Annotated in this window: 13 protein-coding genes; 11 read left to right on the top strand and 2 right to left on the bottom strand. The window is 34.0% G+C overall.

The window, feature by feature from the left end; genetic code table 11:
• The first annotated feature begins 16 nt into the window (after nucleotides 1-16).
• From OL225_RS07440 to OL225_RS07460, 5 genes are all read left to right on the top strand, one after another.
• Entirely contained in the window at nucleotides 17-1900 is a 1884-nt protein-coding gene (locus tag OL225_RS07440) for a type VI secretion system baseplate subunit TssF (RefSeq protein ID WP_047374477.1), read from the top strand.
• Nucleotides 1901-2238: 338 nt separating this feature from the next.
• On the top strand, nucleotides 2239-5070 hold the full coding sequence (uvrA, locus tag OL225_RS07445) for an excinuclease ABC subunit UvrA (RefSeq protein WP_264517808.1): 2832 nt from the start codon (nucleotides 2239-2241) through the stop codon (nucleotides 5068-5070).
• Between the two features lie 75 nt (nucleotides 5071-5145).
• Nucleotides 5146-8598: a leucine-rich repeat domain-containing protein gene (locus tag OL225_RS07450; RefSeq protein WP_264517809.1), complete on the top strand. Its 3453-nt coding sequence runs from the start codon at nucleotides 5146-5148 to the stop codon at nucleotides 8596-8598.
• A 228-nt stretch (nucleotides 8599-8826) separates the two neighbouring features.
• Nucleotides 8827-9231, top strand: coding sequence for a hypothetical protein (locus OL225_RS07455; RefSeq protein WP_223600777.1), 405 nt, complete (start codon nucleotides 8827-8829; stop codon nucleotides 9229-9231).
• A 114-nt stretch (nucleotides 9232-9345) separates the two neighbouring features.
• Nucleotides 9346-9480 (top strand): bacteriocin-like protein, encoded by a 135-nt coding sequence (locus OL225_RS07460; protein WP_089692266.1) that lies wholly within the window; start codon nucleotides 9346-9348, stop codon nucleotides 9478-9480.
• 34 nt (nucleotides 9481-9514) lie between these two features.
• On the opposite strand, the gene OL225_RS07465 is transcribed toward OL225_RS07460, so the two are convergent.
• On the bottom strand, nucleotides 9515-10057 hold the full coding sequence (locus OL225_RS07465) for a hypothetical protein (RefSeq protein ID WP_264517810.1): 543 nt from the start codon (nucleotides 10055-10057) through the stop codon (nucleotides 9515-9517).
• Nucleotides 10058-10179: 122 nt separating this feature from the next.
• Between OL225_RS07465 and OL225_RS07470 the strand changes: the two genes are divergently transcribed.
• From OL225_RS07470 to OL225_RS07480, 3 genes are all read left to right on the top strand, one after another.
• Entirely contained in the window at nucleotides 10180-10692 is a 513-nt protein-coding gene (locus tag OL225_RS07470) for a DUF421 domain-containing protein (RefSeq protein ID WP_264517811.1), read from the top strand.
• Nucleotides 10693-10697: 5 nt separating this feature from the next.
• Nucleotides 10698-11189, top strand: a complete 492-nt coding sequence (locus OL225_RS07475; protein WP_047374486.1) for a GNAT family N-acetyltransferase — start codon at nucleotides 10698-10700, stop codon at nucleotides 11187-11189.
• A 228-nt stretch (nucleotides 11190-11417) separates the two neighbouring features.
• Nucleotides 11418-11558 (top strand): quinol oxidase subunit 4, encoded by a 141-nt coding sequence (locus OL225_RS07480; protein ID WP_264518689.1) that lies wholly within the window; start codon nucleotides 11418-11420, stop codon nucleotides 11556-11558.
• 377 nt (nucleotides 11559-11935) lie between these two features.
• Here the strand turns inward: OL225_RS07480 and OL225_RS07485 are convergent, their stop codons facing one another.
• Complete coding sequence (locus OL225_RS07485; protein ID WP_264517812.1) at nucleotides 11936-12250, bottom strand: DUF4286 family protein; 315 nt, start codon at nucleotides 12248-12250, stop codon at nucleotides 11936-11938.
• 149 nt (nucleotides 12251-12399) lie between these two features.
• Here OL225_RS07485 and gyrA point away from each other — a divergent pair, with 149 nt between their 5' ends.
• The 3 genes from gyrA (at nucleotide 12400) to OL225_RS07500 (ending at nucleotide 17221) form a co-directional block, all read left to right on the top strand.
• A complete protein-coding gene (gyrA, locus tag OL225_RS07490; protein WP_255815498.1) occupies nucleotides 12400-14985 on the top strand; it encodes a DNA gyrase subunit A in 2586 nt (861 codons plus the stop codon).
• 30 nt (nucleotides 14986-15015) lie between these two features.
• The gene (locus tag OL225_RS07495) at nucleotides 15016-16053 is read left to right on the top strand and encodes a tetratricopeptide repeat protein (RefSeq protein ID WP_264517813.1); all 1038 of its coding nucleotides are present in this window, start codon (nucleotides 15016-15018) and stop codon (nucleotides 16051-16053) included.
• Nucleotides 16054-16384: 331 nt separating this feature from the next.
• Nucleotides 16385-17221 carry a 1,4-dihydroxy-2-naphthoyl-CoA synthase gene (locus OL225_RS07500; protein WP_047374497.1) on the top strand — a complete coding sequence of 279 codons (837 nt, stop codon included), beginning with the start codon at nucleotides 16385-16387 and terminating at the stop codon, nucleotides 17219-17221.
• The last annotated feature ends 25 nt before the right edge of the window (nucleotides 17222-17246 follow it).

The following is a 17246-nucleotide window of genomic DNA, read 5'->3' on the forward strand; positions in this document are numbered from 1 at the left end:
ACAGCGAAAGAAAATTATGAATTTAGATCAGAATATTTATTCCAAAGAGTCTGTAAAAGCAAGAATGCTTCAGAATGCAACTAAAGTATGGGGACTGAGAAGCCCGCAGTCTTTAGATCCTTTTGTAAAACTGTTGATAGATGCGTTCAGTACAGAAGTTTTTAAAGCGAATAATGAAATACAGACGGTGAATGCCCGTATATTGGAGAAACTGGCAAAGCTTCTTACACCGTCCATTTATACACATCCTATTCCTGCTCATTCCGTGGCTTTTACGCAGCCTTATGATTCGTCGGAAGTTTTATTGGAACACACAGAGTTTTTCTTCCGTAAGCAGATGACTTCCACAGTAAAGTCAGAATCCGATAAGCAGTTGAATATCCCTTTTACACCGGTAGGAAATGTAAGAATCAATAAAGTTCATACCTCTGTTATGTTTGTAGGAAATACCTGCTACAGTATTGATGACAGATTTAATAAAATTCCCATTGCAAGATTCCAGGGAAGACCTGAAGATTACAGAAAAATCACAATAGGAGTAGATGTAAGCAAATATATCAGTGAAAATTTTCCTAAATATCTTAGTATATTCTGCTCCAATCCGGCTTTTGAACACCTTGATTTTGTATATAAATTATTGCCGTACATTTCAGTATCCAGCAATGGAAACCCTTTATTCGTAAGAGAAGGATTAAGTTATCTTACAGAAAATCATACGGACGGTTACGAACAGATGTTCAAAGAACAGTCTATCAGAAATAAAGTAATTAACGATATTAAAAGCATTTACCGCCATAAATTTATTGAAGTAACAGGAATTTCCCGAAGCCTGTTCTCAGAACCCGGACAACTTCCTCAGAATCTTGATTTCTTAACAGGAAAAGAAGAAATTACAAAATTCCTGGATAATAAAAGTTTCCTGTGGCTTACTTTTGAATTCCCGCCGCAGTTTTCAGCAGAAATCCTGGACAACTTCTCATTTGTGCTGAATGCTTTCCCAATCTATAACAGAGGCTGGAAAAAAACAGAATACAGTCTTGATATCATGGGAAATAATATTCCTTTGGTAACAGATGAAGGCGAACATTTCCTTTATGTAGATGAGGTACAGGACGGTGACGGAAGAAAGTACACCGAAATCCCTTTTACACCTGCAGATGACCTTAAAAAAGGTTTATACACTGTAAGAAAAGGAGGAATGGAACGTTTCACAAGCCGAAATGCAGTTGATATGATTGCCAATGTTCTTGAATTGACAAGAGACGAAATTGCAGCATTTTCCCTTTTAAATAGAGACAACGTAAAAGGCGTTCTCAGCGAAATGTCTGATAAAATGAAAACCATGGTACAGAAAGTAAACAATGCCAAAAGGAATATCAGACAGGAACTGAATTATGTCATTATGGAACCTGTAGAAAAAACCGATCATACTTACGCTTCTTTCTGGGTTACACATTGTACTTTGGCCAATCATATGCGTCCGGGAACTGAACTTTCCAATCAGTTGAAATCACAAACAGTTGTATTGCTTACCGAAACATTGGGCGGAGCCGAAGAACAGAAAGGGACAGATAGCATTCAGGCTTATAAATATGCTCTCACAACAAGAGATAAAATCATTTCTTTGGAAGACGTCAAAAACTACTGCCGTATGATTCTGAAAGATGAGCTAAGAGAAGTGAGAGTAAGAAGAGGAACCATGATCAGCAACAAACCCAAAGAAGGTTTTGTAAGAACTGTTGAGGTAGAAATTATTCCGCAGAACTATTCTTTCTACGGAAGAGCCTATTGGGAAAATATGGCCAATATCATCAGAAACCAGATTATTGCCAAAGCCATTGACGGGATTGAATATGTAGTAAGGATAAACAATGAAGATGTCGATTTCCAGGACATGTAAATCTTTAAAGAAAATTAAAATCAGTTTAAAATATAAATGCCGTTGTTATTACGGCATTTTTTATTTGTTGCATTGAAAAATCTGCGTGAACCAAAGCATTCAATAGGCACGGGCTTTAGCCCGTTTTTTTATTAAATGAGGTTTTCGATTGGCTTTAGCCGAAACATAATATCCAGAACGTATGAAATCATTCAGCAAAATTCAATAAAGTAAGATCCAATCTATTAACAAAACCTAGGAATTTTTTATAAAACTTTTATCGTTCTAATATTCAAAAAAAGTCTATAAAATTTCGTATTTTTGCACGTTGTGATTTTCAGGCAAAGTCACTCCGAATTATGAGCAAATCAACAGAATATATAGAAGTTTACGGAGCACGTGAACACAACCTTAAAAATATTAATGTTAAAATTCCACGCAACGAATTGGTCGTTATTACCGGCCTTTCCGGAAGTGGGAAATCCTCATTGGCTTTTGACACCATTTTTGCAGAAGGCCAGCGTCGTTATATCGAAACATTCTCTGCCTATGCACGTCAGTTTCTGGGGGGATTGGAACGTCCTGATGTAGATAAAATAGAAGGACTTTCACCCGTTATCGCCATTGAACAGAAAACAACCAATAAAAATCCTCGTTCTACCGTAGGAACTGTGACAGAACTGTACGATTTTCTTCGTCTTTTGTATGCAAGAGTTTCGGATGCTTACTCTTTGTCTACCGGGCAGAAGCTGGTGAGCTATACCGAAGACCAGATCCTGGAAACCATCAAAGAAAACTATAAAAAAGAGAAAATTATGCTTTTGGCGCCGGTAGTGCGTTCCAGAAAAGGTCATTATCATGAACTTTTTGTACAGATGGCTAAAAAAGGCTACGGACAGGCAAGAATTGATGGAGAATTACAGGATATTGAATATGATTTAAAACTTGACCGTTATAAAACCCACGATATCGATATCGTTATTGACCGTTGGATTATAGGGGAGAGTGCCTCAGAAGGCAGAATGGAAAAATCATTGCGTACTGCAATGGAAATGGGGGAAGGAATTATCGGAATTCAGAAACTGGAAAGCAAAGACATTGAGTACTTTTCCAAAAACCTGATGGATGCAGAAACAGGACACTCTTTGGCTCTGCCGGAACCAAATACTTTCTCATTCAACTCCCCGAAAGGAAGCTGCCCAGACTGTAAAGGATTGGGAACAATCAAAAAAATCAATACAGATTATTTCATAGACAATCCCAAACTGTCAATCAATCAGGGAGGATTATTACCATTGGAAGATATCAAATCTAACAAATGGATTCTTTCCCAAATCAAAAATATTCTTGAGATTTTCGGACTGGGATTAACAACGCCTTTGCAGGATATTCCTGAAGAAGCATTGGATTATATCTACAACGGATGCCATAAAGAATTCAATAAAGACCTGAAATACGCAGGAATTACCAAGAAAATAAAAATTGGTTTTGATGGTCTGATTGCTTTCATGGAAGAAATTATTGAGGAAAGAGAATCTTACGAAGCTATTTTGCTGGAAAGACACTTCACAACAGAAGAAACCTGCCCGGAATGTCATGGAACACGTCTTCAGCCTTCAAGTTTAAGTTTTAAAATTGACGGAAAAAATATTGCTGAGATCAATGGTTTAAGCTTAGCAGACTTAAAAGACTGGTTGGCTGATGTTAGAGATAAATTCTCGGAAAAAAATAAAATTATTGCTCATGAGATCTTAAAAGAGATTGAAACCAGACTTCAGTTTTTGCTGGATGTAGGATTGGATTATTTAAGTTTGAGCAGAAGTTCAAAAACCCTTTCAGGAGGAGAATCACAGAGAATCCGTCTGGCGACACAGATCGGATCTCAGTTAGTCAATGTCTTATATATTCTTGATGAGCCGAGTATTGGTCTTCACCAGAGAGATAACGAAAGGCTGATTCATTCCCTGAAAAACCTTAGAGATATCGGAAACTCTGTATTGGTGGTAGAGCATGATAAAGACATGATTCTTGAAGCCGATGAGGTATTGGATATTGGCCCGAGAGCCGGAAAATTCGGTGGAGAAATCCTTTGGCAGGGAAAACCAAAAGATTTGTTGAAAGCAGATACCATCACTGCTCAATACATTAACGGAAAAAGAAAAATTGCAATTCCTGAAGAAAGAAGAGCAGGAAGTGGTAAAAATATTGTTTTAAAAGGAGCTACAGGAAACAACCTTAAAAATGTAACCCTTGATGTTCCTCTTGGAAAACTGGTAGTAGTAACCGGAATTTCAGGAAGCGGAAAATCCTCTTTGATTAATGGGACATTATATCCGATCCTTAACAAACATTTCTACAGAGCAGTTCAGGAACCTTTGCCTTATAAAAAGATTGAAGGGTTAGAGAATATTGATAAAATTGTAGACGTAGATCAGACTCCAATCGGAAGAACGCCGCGTTCTAATCCTGCTACCTATACAGGAATGTTTACCGATATCAGAAACCTTTTTGCTGAGCTTCCGGAAAGTAAAATCCGTGGTTATAAGCCGGGAAGATTCTCTTTCAATGTAAAAGGTGGAAGATGCGAAACCTGTCAGGGTGGTGGATTGAAAGTAATCGAAATGAACTTCCTTCCGGATGTATATGTACATTGCGAAACATGTAACGGAAAACGCTTCAACAGGGAAACCCTTGAAGTTCGCTACAAAGGAAAATCAATCTCTGATGTTCTGGATATGACCATTGATGAAGCGGTAGACTTCTTCCAGCCGATTCCTAAGATTTTTGCAAAAGTAAAAACGCTGCAGGATGTAGGATTAGGATATATTACCTTGGGACAGCAGTCGACAACACTTTCAGGAGGTGAAGCACAACGTATCAAGCTAGCCACCGAACTGGCGAAAAGACAAACCGGAAATACTCTTTATATTCTTGATGAACCAACAACAGGACTGCATTTTGAAGATGTGAAAATCCTGATGGAAGCCATCAACCAGCTGGTAGAACTTGGAAACTCGTTCATTATCATCGAACATAATATGGATGTAATCAAATTAGCAGACCATATCATCGACGTTGGACCAGAAGGAGGAAAGCATGGCGGACAGATCGTAGCACAAGGTACTCCTGAAGAAATTGTGAAGTCTAAGAAAAGCTTGACAGGGAAGTTCTTGAAGAGGGAACTGGAGTAATAAAAATTAACTTAAATATATAAAAGAATTTGTGAAAGCAGATTCTTTTTTTATTTTTATGGAAAACTAATAATTATGAATAAACCTAATGATATTAGAGATTTTGAAATTTTAAATAAAATAGAATTAACTGAGACGAATAGCCTTGTTTTTGATATTCGTGAAAAAGAAAAGAAAAATATTTATAAACTTGACAAAAATGGAAATGTTATTGCATTAAATTTATGTAATAACGGATTTGATAAAATTCAAGGACTAATTTTATTTCCTGATTTAGAGGAATTATACCTAAATGGAAACCAATTAGAATATTTATTTATTAGAGACTTTTTTCCTAATTTGAAGGTTTTGCATATTTCAGATAATTTATTAAATGATGATAGTATAGATTTTTATTATCTTGATAATTTAGAAGAACTTTATTTGAATAATAATAAACTAACTAAAATTCCCCAGTCTACATATTTTCCTAATCTAAAAGTTTTATCTCTTGCACACAATAATATTGTAAAGATTTACTCAAATTCATTTTTAGTATTGGAAGAATTACTTCTAAATGGAAATAAACTAGACAAAATTGAGGGACTACAAGCTTTCCCAAATTTAAAAAGATTAGATCTTCAATCTAATAAAATTGAGAAAGTACAAGATTTGATGCCTCAATTATTAGAAAGATTAAACTTAAATTTTAATCAAATTATTGAGATAGAGAATATTGAGCATCTTCTTAATTTAAAATCATTATCATTTAGTCATAATTTGATCAAAAAAATAGATGAATTATCAAATTTACAATTGTATAACTTGGATTTATCAGGTAATAATATTGAAATTATTGAGAATTTAACAAATTTAGAAAATCTTAAATTTCTTAATTTATCTTTTAATAAAATTAGTAAAATTAGTGGGTTGAATAAATTGCTAAATCTCAAGTTTATTAACTTACATAGCAATAAAATTAATACAATTGAAGGTTTAGACAAATTGACAGATCTTTCTGCTTTATTTTTAGGGAATAATGAAATTTATGAATTGAAGGGATTAAGTAAACTTAAAAATTTGCATGGATTATATCTCAATAGAAATTTAATAACAAGAATAGAAAAAATAGAAAACTTGAAAAGCTTATCTAACTTGGATTTACAATCAAATAGAATAAATAAAATTGATGGTATTTCTGAACTAAAAGATCTTGTTTTTTTCAATATTTCACATAACTTGATTGAAGATCTGAAAGATTGTGAAGAGCTTTTAAATAGTAATGTAAAAGAGCTAAAGATAGAAAATAATCCTTTTATTGAAAAAAATAATATAATTCTTGACAAGAATGAAAATCATTACGACATAATTATTAATGAAATTAAAAAATATCAAGCAACAAAAATTGAAATTGCTCTTCCTTTGAAAATTTGCTTATTAGGAAATCATGCTTCTGGTAAATCTACATTTTTAAATTTTTTTTTTACAAATAAAGCTAAAAATGATAACTCTACTCATATTCTAGATATTCGTGCTTTTAAATCAAAAAAAACAGAGAATTTGCCTGAAGCTATTTTTTATGACTTCGGAGGGCAAGATTACTATCATGGAATTTACAAGGCATTTCTTACCCAAACTTCTACTAATTTATTGTTTTGGAATAAAAGTACTGACATAAATGAATTAAAACTAGATTCAAAAGGACAAAAAAATATAAATTTTAATAAAAAATATTGGCTAGGACAGATTAACTATATAGAAGAATTAGAAGGGGAATCATCTGATAATAAAAATATTTATCAAATTCAAACTCATTCAGATATACATCCACAAGAAATATTACAAAATAAAAATACAAAGAGATTCATTTATTTGAGCTTTGAAGAAAAAAGTTTACATAAAGACAGTTATAAACTAATATTACAAAGCTTTAAAGAAGAAATTTCAGAAATCATTAGTAATCGTCCACAAAAAGAAATATCCAATGACGAATATGAACTATATAAATTTATAATAAATAATAAAAAAATAAATGAAGTTGATATTAAAGATCTTTTAATTCATTACAATAAAAGCGAGGATGAAATCAACCTTTTACAAGCAGAATTAGATCAGCTTTCTAAGCGGGGGGTAATACTTTACTATAAAAACTGCAAAAGTTTACAAAATGTTGCTTGGTTGCAGCCAACAAAAACCGTAGCTGAAATTTATAAAGTTTTTAATGAAAGTATATTGAGAAGATATCAAGGCGAAATACCAAAAGAGATTTTTGAAAAGAAAATTGATAATCCCAATTTATTAGAATTATTAAAATACAATAAAGTTATTTTTTTGGATGAAAAGTCTTTACCAATAAGATATATTGTACCTGGTTATTTACAATCAACTACAGATGAAGGAGACGATTATTTTATTTTTGGTGATTTTAATAATTTTAATTTCATTTTTAAATTCGAAAACTTTATTCCTTTTGGTTTTATAAATCAATTAATCTGTAAGTATGGAGGAAAGTATGAAGCAAAATCATTTAGAAAAGATCAATTAATTTTTACAACCCAAGAAAAAGATGTTAAAGTCTTAATTCGACTTGATTTTAGAAAACTTCTTATTAAAGTTGGTGTAATATCTAAAGTAGAAAATAAAATATCTAAAATTGAAAAGAAAATTTTTCATGAAATTCTATTAACTTATTGGGCAATAGATATGGATTTTAGTAATAATGATTTTAATTATGATATAAGTAATTACCAAAAGAATTTTTTATCTGATAATACTGATGCCTCAAATATGGATTTTAATGAGAAGAGGGAATACATTAAAAACTTGGATATGTACACTTTCGTTCGCAGTCAATCTCTAAAAAATAATATAGCACCTGAAGATATGTATTTGTCAGTTGATAGTAAAAACTTTGTACATTATCACACGCTAGAAAATGAGAATTTAATCACCTCAAGTATTTCCTCATATAGCTTAAAAGAAAATGGCGATTTAATTAAAAATGAAAATTCAATTCCTACAATTCAATTTCAAAATTTTAGCAATAATAAAAATATAAAAAATATGAAGAAAGTTTTTATTTCTTACAGTCATGAAGATGTTATTGAAAAACAAAGGTTAATGACTTTTTTAAAGCCTTTAGAAAGAAGTGGAAAAATAAATATTTGGCAAGATTTAAAATTGCAAGCTGGTGTAAAAGTTCAGCAAGAAATTTTGGATAAATTAGATGAAGCAGATATTATAATTATGTTGGTAAGTCAGGATTTTATTGGTTCAGATTTTATTTATGACCATGAACTTCAAAATGCAATGAAAAAAAGAATACAAAATAAAGTGAAAATATTACCCATTATGATTTCTGATTGTACAATATTTGACCTCGATTTATATATTGATAATGATGAAGATCAAAAAGTAAAAATGGGTGATTACTATTTTGTTCCGCAAGATGAGAAAAATAATATCAAACCAATTAGATTATGGAAATCTCATCTTCAAGATAGTGCTTGGAAAAAAGTTTATGAAGCGCTAAAAAAACTGATAGAATAATATATAATATTGGCTAAACTAATCAGGTTTAGCCTTTTTTATGCCTAAAATTAACTCCCAATATTAAATTTTCAATTATTTTAAAAATTTATTACACTGAAAATCAATTAATTAAACTTCAATGTTAACTCAATGTTAACTGAATGTAAAATTAATATGAATTATTTTTAATAACTTTGGTTAAGAGATACAAAAAAAGGTTAGTATAATATTTAAAACCAATTAGTTATGAAAAATCGAATTCAAATATTGTTTGCTTCACTTTTCGTTTGTGGATTTGCTGCCGTTTTGAACACTGCCAAAGCTCAAACTACCAATCATAATACCATTGAACCTATTCAGCTGAATAGGAGCGAAACTTTTACAGATATAAGAAATAAACTGGAAGCTAATTTTGATCTTACCAATCCTGATTACAAACAGGGAACTGTAAATTCAGTAGTGAAATTTGATATTGCCAAAAATGGTAAAATTGTAAATGTTCATTCTACAGGAGACTGCAAAACGGTAAGCAAAGAAATTGAAACAGTATTAAGCGACCTTGATTATAGAGTAGACCGCAATAAACTGACTGATAACATGGTTGCTTACACTTACGTAATGCCTGTGACAGTGGAGATCCACAGCAGATAATATTCATTGCATATTATTCAATAACATGTGAATAATGAAAACTTATTAAATTAAGTTGTAATAAATGATAATCAGATATGTTTTAGTTTTGCCAAACCATAAAATTAAAACTATATGAAAAATTTAAAGAAACTGACGAAGTCAGATTTGAAGTCAGTGTACGGAGGAGAGCCTAAAAAATACTGTACGTTTTGCGAGTGGGCAAATAAAGTAATTTGCAGTGATATTCCAATCGTTCAGTGCCCGTAAAAAAATAAAGCCGCTTTTATAAGCGGCTTTTCTGTTATTTCGTACTTTGAACAAATTCTTTTAACCTTGCTTTAAGGTCTTTAGAATTCCCTATTTTATCAAAAGTAACATTATCTATTCTCCATCCTTTCTCTGTATTGGTCAGATGTACGGTATCCATCCATGTTTCTTTTGATCCAGCGTCGTTATATTCAAAAGCTACCAGTGCTTCAGCAGTTTTATCCTGTATCTTGACAGATTTGATTTTATAACTTGTGAACCCTTCATACAAACTGGAAAAAATAGCCCCTTCAAAGATTAATGGCTTTTCATCAGGATGATCACTTTTTTTTACCCTTTCAATATCTGCTTTTGATGCGTGTATTGCCTCGTCTAAAACTTTTTTTAAATCCTGGGAAAATAAACTATCCGGAATCGGTTGATTATAAATAGCTTCATTAGACTTACCATACTGGGTATAAAGCTCATTTACTTTTTCATTTATTGCTGTATCAGGGGATAAAGCAGGCTGAGATTCATTTTTTTTACAGGATACAAAGAACAGGAATATTCCTAAACAGAGAAATAATTTTTTCATTTGATATTATTTTTTTTGTGGTGTTTATCAGAATCCCAAGCTCAAAATGTATACCAAAATCTGTCGATAAAATATTTTTTACGAATCACAAAAATCAATACATTTGAGTAGATAAAAAAATTGTGGATACTATTCTTAACGTTGCTGTCCGTTCCCTCTGCGTTTACCTTTTCATGGTAATTGCTATTCGTTTATTTGGTAAAAACCAGCTTTCCCAGCTCAACGCAGGGGATGTTGTATTGTTGTTATTAATTTCAAATGCTGTCCAGAATGCGATGGTAGGCCCTGATACCTCTCTTCAGGGAGGAATTATTGCGGCATTGGTTTTGTTTGCTGCTAATTTTATTTTAAAAAGGATCATGTTCTCCAGCCGTTCCTTTCAGACTTTTATGGAAGATGAACCGGTAATTCTTATCAGAGATGGAGTTGCGGATCAGGCAGCCCTGAATCGTGTAAAAATTACAGAAAGTGAATTGGAAGAAGCCATAAGAGAACATGGGATTGAAAACATAAACAATGTAAAACTCTCCGTTCTGGAAGTTGATGGGAATATCAGTGTTGTTTCCCAGGACGAGAAGAGTAAGCAGACCCACTATTCAAGAATTAAAAGAAAAATGAAAAGAAAATACCATTAAATACGATGAATTACGAATTAAGAGAAATGCTTCCCAATGACGAAGCCAGAGTACTGGAGATCTTCCGGCAGGGAGTAGACAGTGGAATTGCTACTTTGGAAACGGAAGTTCCTACAGCCGAAGCCTGGAGCATGGAATATTTCAACGATTGCCGCTGGGTACTTGAAAATGAAAATAATGAAGTAATAGGATGGTGCGCCCTGAAACCAATCAGCAAAAGAGAAAGTTTTAAAGGAGTTGCAGAAGTAAGCATTTATTTTGATAAAGAATACCAGGGGAAAGGATTGGGTTCCATTTTGCTTAAAAAGATAATTTTGGACAGCGAAGACCACGGATTCTGGACATTGCAGACCAATATCTTCTCCGAAAATGAAATGGCCATTAAATCTCACCAGAAAAACGGTTTCAGAGTAGTGGGAGTCCGTAAAAAAATCGGAAAGCTCAACGGCGAATGGAAAGATCTTGTTTTGATGGAGAAAAGAAGCGAAATTATTTAAAGAATGATAAATTTGTTTGATAAGTACACTAATCCTCATAACCAACCAAATTCACTATTGACTTGCGAAGCAAAATTGACCATTCACAATAAAAGGCTGTATATTTCAACCCTAAACCCTAAACCTTGGACTCTGAACTTTTCAATTTGGCATTACCCTTGTAATATTAAAGGTGAAAAAATAGAAATAATGAAAAATTTGATTAAAATTACAGGAGTTCTTATCGTGATGTTTATGCTGTCATCATGTGTAGTGCATGACAATGGGCGTCGCGTCAAAACAATTCCACCGGGACAGGCTAAAAAAATATATGGCGGAAGTGCAAAAGATTATGCTCCGGGACAGGTGAAAAAAAGAAGTGGTTATTAGTTTATAAAATAAAAACATTAGCAGTCATTTTTAACATACATTAGCTTAATTTCAATTTCTTTTGGCATTAACATTGATATATTTCGCTATCGGAATTGAAAAAGTGAAAATAATGAAAAGTATGTTTAAAATTGTTGGGGTAGGCGTGGTACTATTAATGCTGTCCTCTTGCATAGTACATGAGCCTCATGGGAGGAGGATGCCGCCGGGCCATGCAAAAAGGTATTATGGTGGAAGTGCAAGATATTATGCACCTGGCCAGGTTAAGAAAGTGTATATTTATGACGATCGTGGCCATCATCACAGAGGCCGTGGTCATGGACATCACAGATAAAAAAAGAAAAGCACTGAATTTTTTCAGTGCTTTTTATTATAAATTATAATCTGGATTTTTTAGGGTTCAGAAAAGTACTAAAAATCATCACTCCCTGTCCGAACTTTTTCTCTATTCTTTCAGAAATATTCAGAAGTTCGCTTTGAATGAAATCTTCCCTTAGTTCATCATTGTCAAAGATTAGCAGGAGATTATAATTTTTACCTTCCTCAATAAAGTCACTGTGTACCTCAGAAAGAATATATTTGTCTACATCCATCAGGTTTTCAGTCATTAAAACCAGTGTTTCATCAATATAATTTTCCCATTCTTCTAGGTTATCTTTCGTACAGTGGAAAGTTATACTTAATACGCTCATATTTTTATGAATTTTTAAGATTTTTTGGATAAATTCTACAGCAAAAATCGGCATTTTTTTCGTAAATTAGCCCGTTAATAAAAATTGGAAATAAATAATTTTCAGACTTACAGCTAAGAGTTTGAATATCATTACAATAAAATTTGTTTATGCAAAAAGAAGGAGAAAGACTGATTCCTATCAACATTGTTGATGAAATGAAGTCGTCTTATATCGATTATTCGATGTCCGTTATCGTTTCAAGAGCGTTACCGGATGTAAGAGACGGCTTGAAACCTGTTCATAGAAGAGTTCTTTACGGTATGTATGGATTAGGGGTGTTTTCTAATAGAAAATATTTAAAATCTGCGAGAATTGTTGGGGATGTTTTGGGTAAATATCACCCGCACGGAGATTCCTCTGTATATGATGCTATGGTAAGAATGGCCCAGGACTGGAGCTTACGTTATCCTCAGGTTGACGGCCAGGGTAACTTTGGTTCAATGGATGGTGACCCGCCTGCAGCAATGCGTTATACCGAGGCAAGATTGAAAAAAATCTCTGATGAGGTGCTTTCAGACTTAGACAAAGAGACGGTTGATTTCCAGAATAACTTTGACGACAGTTTACAGGAGCCTACAGTAATGCCAACTAAAGTTCCGAACCTTTTGGTAAACGGTACTTCCGGTATTGCAGTGGGGATGGCAACCAATATGGCGCCACACAACTTATCTGAGTCTGTAGATGCTATCTGCGCTTATATTGATAATAAGGAAATTACAATAGACGAGCTGATGCAGCACATCATTGCACCGGATTTCCCTACAGGTGGTATCATCTATGGGTATGACGGAGTAAGAGATGCTTTCCATACAGGAAGAGGTAGAGTTGTTTTAAGAGCTAAGGTTAGCTTTGATGAAATCGGAAACAGAAACGCTATTATCGTTAGTGAGATTCCTTATCAGGTTAACAAAGCGGAAATGATCGCAAGAACAGCAGAGCTTGTTAAAGATGAAAAAATCCCTGGTATCCATGAGATCAGAGACGAATCGGACAGAAAAGGACTTCGTGTTGTTTATGAATTGAAAAACGATGCTATTCCGAATGTTGTTCTTAACCTATTATATAAATATACGGCACTTCAGACTTCTTTCAGTGTAAACAATATTGCATTGGTACACGGAAGACCGGAGCAGCTGAACCTTAAAGATATCATTCATCACTTTGTAGAGCACAGACATGAGGTAATCGTAAGAAGAACTCAGTTTGAGCTTAAGAAAGCAAAAGAAAGAGCACATATTCTTGAAGGATTCATGAAAGTGATTGGAACTCAAGATGCTTTAGACAGAGCGATTTCTATTATCCGCCACAGTGCAAACCCTCAGGCTGCAAAAGAAGGCTTGATTGAAGCGTTTGAACTTTCAGACATTCAGGCTCAAGCGATCCTTGATCTTAGATTAGCTCGTCTTACAGGAATGGAGCTTGATAAGATCCGTGATGAATACGATGCCATCATGAAAGAAATTGAAAATCTAGAGGATATCTTAGCGAATGAGCCAAGAAGATTCCAGATCATCAAGGACGAATTGATCGAAATCAAAGAAAAATACGGAGACGAAAGAAGAACAGAAATTGATTACTCAGGAGGTGAAATGTCTATTGAAGATATTATCCCGAACGAAGCTGTAGTTCTTACCATCTCTCACGCAGGATACATCAAGAGAACTTCACTTTCAGAATATAAAATTCAAAGCAGAGGTGGTGTAGGAAATAAAGCAGCAACAACAAGAGATTCCGATTTCCTTGAATATATTGTTTCTGCAACCAACCACCAGTATATGTTATTCTTTACAGAAAAAGGAAGATGTTACTGGTTAAGAGTATTTGAAATTCCGGAAGGCTCCAAAACAGCAAAAGGAAGAGCAGTACAAAACCTTATCAACATTGAACCGGATGATAAGATCAAAGCATATATCAGAACCAACAACCTGAAGGATTCCGAATATGTAAATCAAATGAGCGTTGTAATGGTTACCAAAAACGGTACAATCAAGAAAACATCATTAGAAGCCTATTCAAGACCAAGAGTAAATGGAGTAAATGCTATCGAAATCAGAGATAATGACCAGTTGTTGGGTGCTTACCTTACTAATGGAACATCTCAGATTATGATTGCTACTAAAAATGGTAAATGTATCCGTTTCCCTGAAGAAAAAGTAAGAGAAGTAGGTAGAGGATCTATCGGGGTAAGAGGTATTGCCATGGAAGACAATGATGAGGTTATTGGTATGATTGTTGTGAACGATGTAGAAAACGAAACAGTACTTGTAGTATCTGAAAAAGGATACGGAAAGAGAACTGCAGTAGAAGATTATAGAATTACCAACAGAGGAGGAAAAGGAGTTATTACCCTGAACATTACCGAAAAAACAGGAAATCTGATTGCTATTCAGAATGTAACAGACGAAGATGGATTGATGATTATCAATAAATCCGGTGTTGCAATCAGAATGGGTATGGATGAAATGAGAGTAATGGGTAGAAATACTCAGGGAGTAAAACTGATCAATCTTAAGAAAAATGACGAAATTGCAGCCATTGCAAAAGTAGCAATGGATAAAGATGTAGAAGAAGATTCTGAAGAAACTGAAGAAGAAACAGATATTGTAGCTGATAACCAGGAAGACAATACAATACCTCAGGCTGAAAATGAAAATGCAGCAGAGGAAAATGAGAATTCTGATTCTGAAGAATAAATTGTACAATATAAATATAAAATAGTTATTATGAAGAAACTAATTTTAGGAATGGCTATCGTAGCGTCTGCTTTTGCTTTTGGGCAGAAAAAAGATGCGAATGCTTTGAATGCTCAGCTTCAGGAAGCGAACAAAGTTGCTATGGACGCGTATAATGCAAAAAATTATGCAGCTGCAGCACCTAAGTTCATTGAAGTTTATGACTTATTAAAGTCTAGCGGACAGGACAACAAAATATATATGTATTATGCTGGACTTAGCCACGCATTAGCTAATAACAGTGACCAATCTATCAAAATTTATACAGACCTTGTTAATTCAGGATTTACAGGAGTAGAAACTACTTATACTGCAAAAGAAAAGAAAACTGGGCAGGTTGTAAATCTTGATAAATCAACTTGGGAGCTTATGAAGAAGAATGCTGACTATTCTGATTTCAAAACAGAGCAGACTAAAAGTATAGAAGCAGATTTATACGAAACTCTTGCTTCATTACTTCTTAATGCGAAAAAAGGACCTGAGGCTCTTGCTGTTATCGAAAAAGGATTAGTTAAATTCCCAAACAGTGCTAAGCTTAAAGAAGCTCAGACTACAGCGTATCTTCAGTCAGGAAATACGGATAAATTCGTTTCCGGATTGAAAGAACAGTTAGCTAAGAATCCTAACGATGCAACCAACTGGTATAACCTTGGGGTAATGCAGGCTAAAAATCCTGCTACTGTAAATGATGCAGTAGAGGCATTCAAAAAGGCAATTGAGCTTAAACCTGACTTCTCTGACGCATACCAAAACTTAGTATATACAACTATTGGTGACGATGCTAAAGTAGTAGGAGAGATCAATGCATTGAGAAAAGACAAGCCGGATGAAGCTTCTAAATTGATCGACGCAAGAAGAGAAAGATTTGGAAAAGCATTACCATACGCTGAAGGATGGTATAAAGCAAATCCAAAGAGCATTGATGCTGTTTCTGCATTAAAGGAAATTTACATGGTAACTAAAAATATGGATAAAGTTAAAGAAATGAAAGCTAAAGAAGCTGAGCTTACAGCTGCTGGAGCAAAATAATCATTTTTAACAAACAACAGATATGAAAACCGGAACAGAAATGTTCCGGTTTTATTTTAAACAGAAAGTGTTGACTGAAGTTTTTATCCGAATTTTATGTTCATGTAGAAGCTTTTAGATCTGTTGTAACTTTGGATTAAATTCTATAAACCTAACAGGTTTTTAAAACCTGTTAGGTTTAATTGGTTACCGCCACGGTTATGCAGTTCTATTGAAAATTCTTCATACCCAATTCATACATTCAAAATTTCTCTTCTTATAGTAGAGATCAGTAAATTTCACCCTCAGAAATTCTCTGTAATTCCGTATCTTTGAGAAAAATTTTTATAAGATGATCGAGTGGAAAACCGCCAAGGAATACGAAGATATTACCTATAAAAAATCTAACGGAGTAGCAAGAATTGCTTTCAACAGACCAGAGGTACGTAACGCTTTCAGGCCTAAAACAACTTCAGAATTATACGATGCTTTTTATGATGCCTATGAAGACCCTTCAATAGGGGTTGTATTGCTTTCAGGAGAAGGACCAAGCCCTAAAGACGGCGGATGGGCCTTTTGTAGTGGAGGAGATCAAAAAGCCAGAGGACATCAGGGATATGTAGGAGAAGACGGAAGACACCGTTTGAATATCCTTGAAGTTCAGCGTTTGATCCGTTTCATGCCTAAAGTTGTTATTGCAGTTGTTCCCGGATGGGCAGTTGGTGGAGGACACTCACTTCATGTTGTATGTGATTTAACTTTAGCAAGCGAAGAACATGCTATTTTCAAGCAGACTGATGCTGATGTTACAAGCTTTGATGGTGGTTACGGTTCTGCTTATCTTGCTAAAATGGTGGGACAGAAAAAAGCCCGTGAAATTTTCTTTTTAGGAAGAAATTATTCCGCTCAGGAAGCTTTAGAAATGGGAATGGTAAACAAAGTAGTTCCTCATGCTGAATTAGAAGATACAGCTTATGAGTGGGCTCAGGAAATATTAGCTAAATCTCCTACTTCTATCAGAATGCTGAAATTTGCCATGAATCTTACAGACGATGGGATGGTAGGTCAGCAGGTTTTCGCAGGAGAAGCAACCCGCCTGGCCTATATGACGGAAGAAGCTCAGGAAGGAAGAAATGCTTTCCTTGAAAAAAGAAAGCCAAACTTCGGAGAAGATCAGTGGATATCGTAAATATTGTATAAATGTATTCATGTAA

It is taken from the genome of Chryseobacterium viscerum (genome assembly GCF_025949665.1).
GTDB lineage: Bacteria > Bacteroidota > Bacteroidia > Flavobacteriales > Weeksellaceae > Chryseobacterium > Chryseobacterium viscerum_A.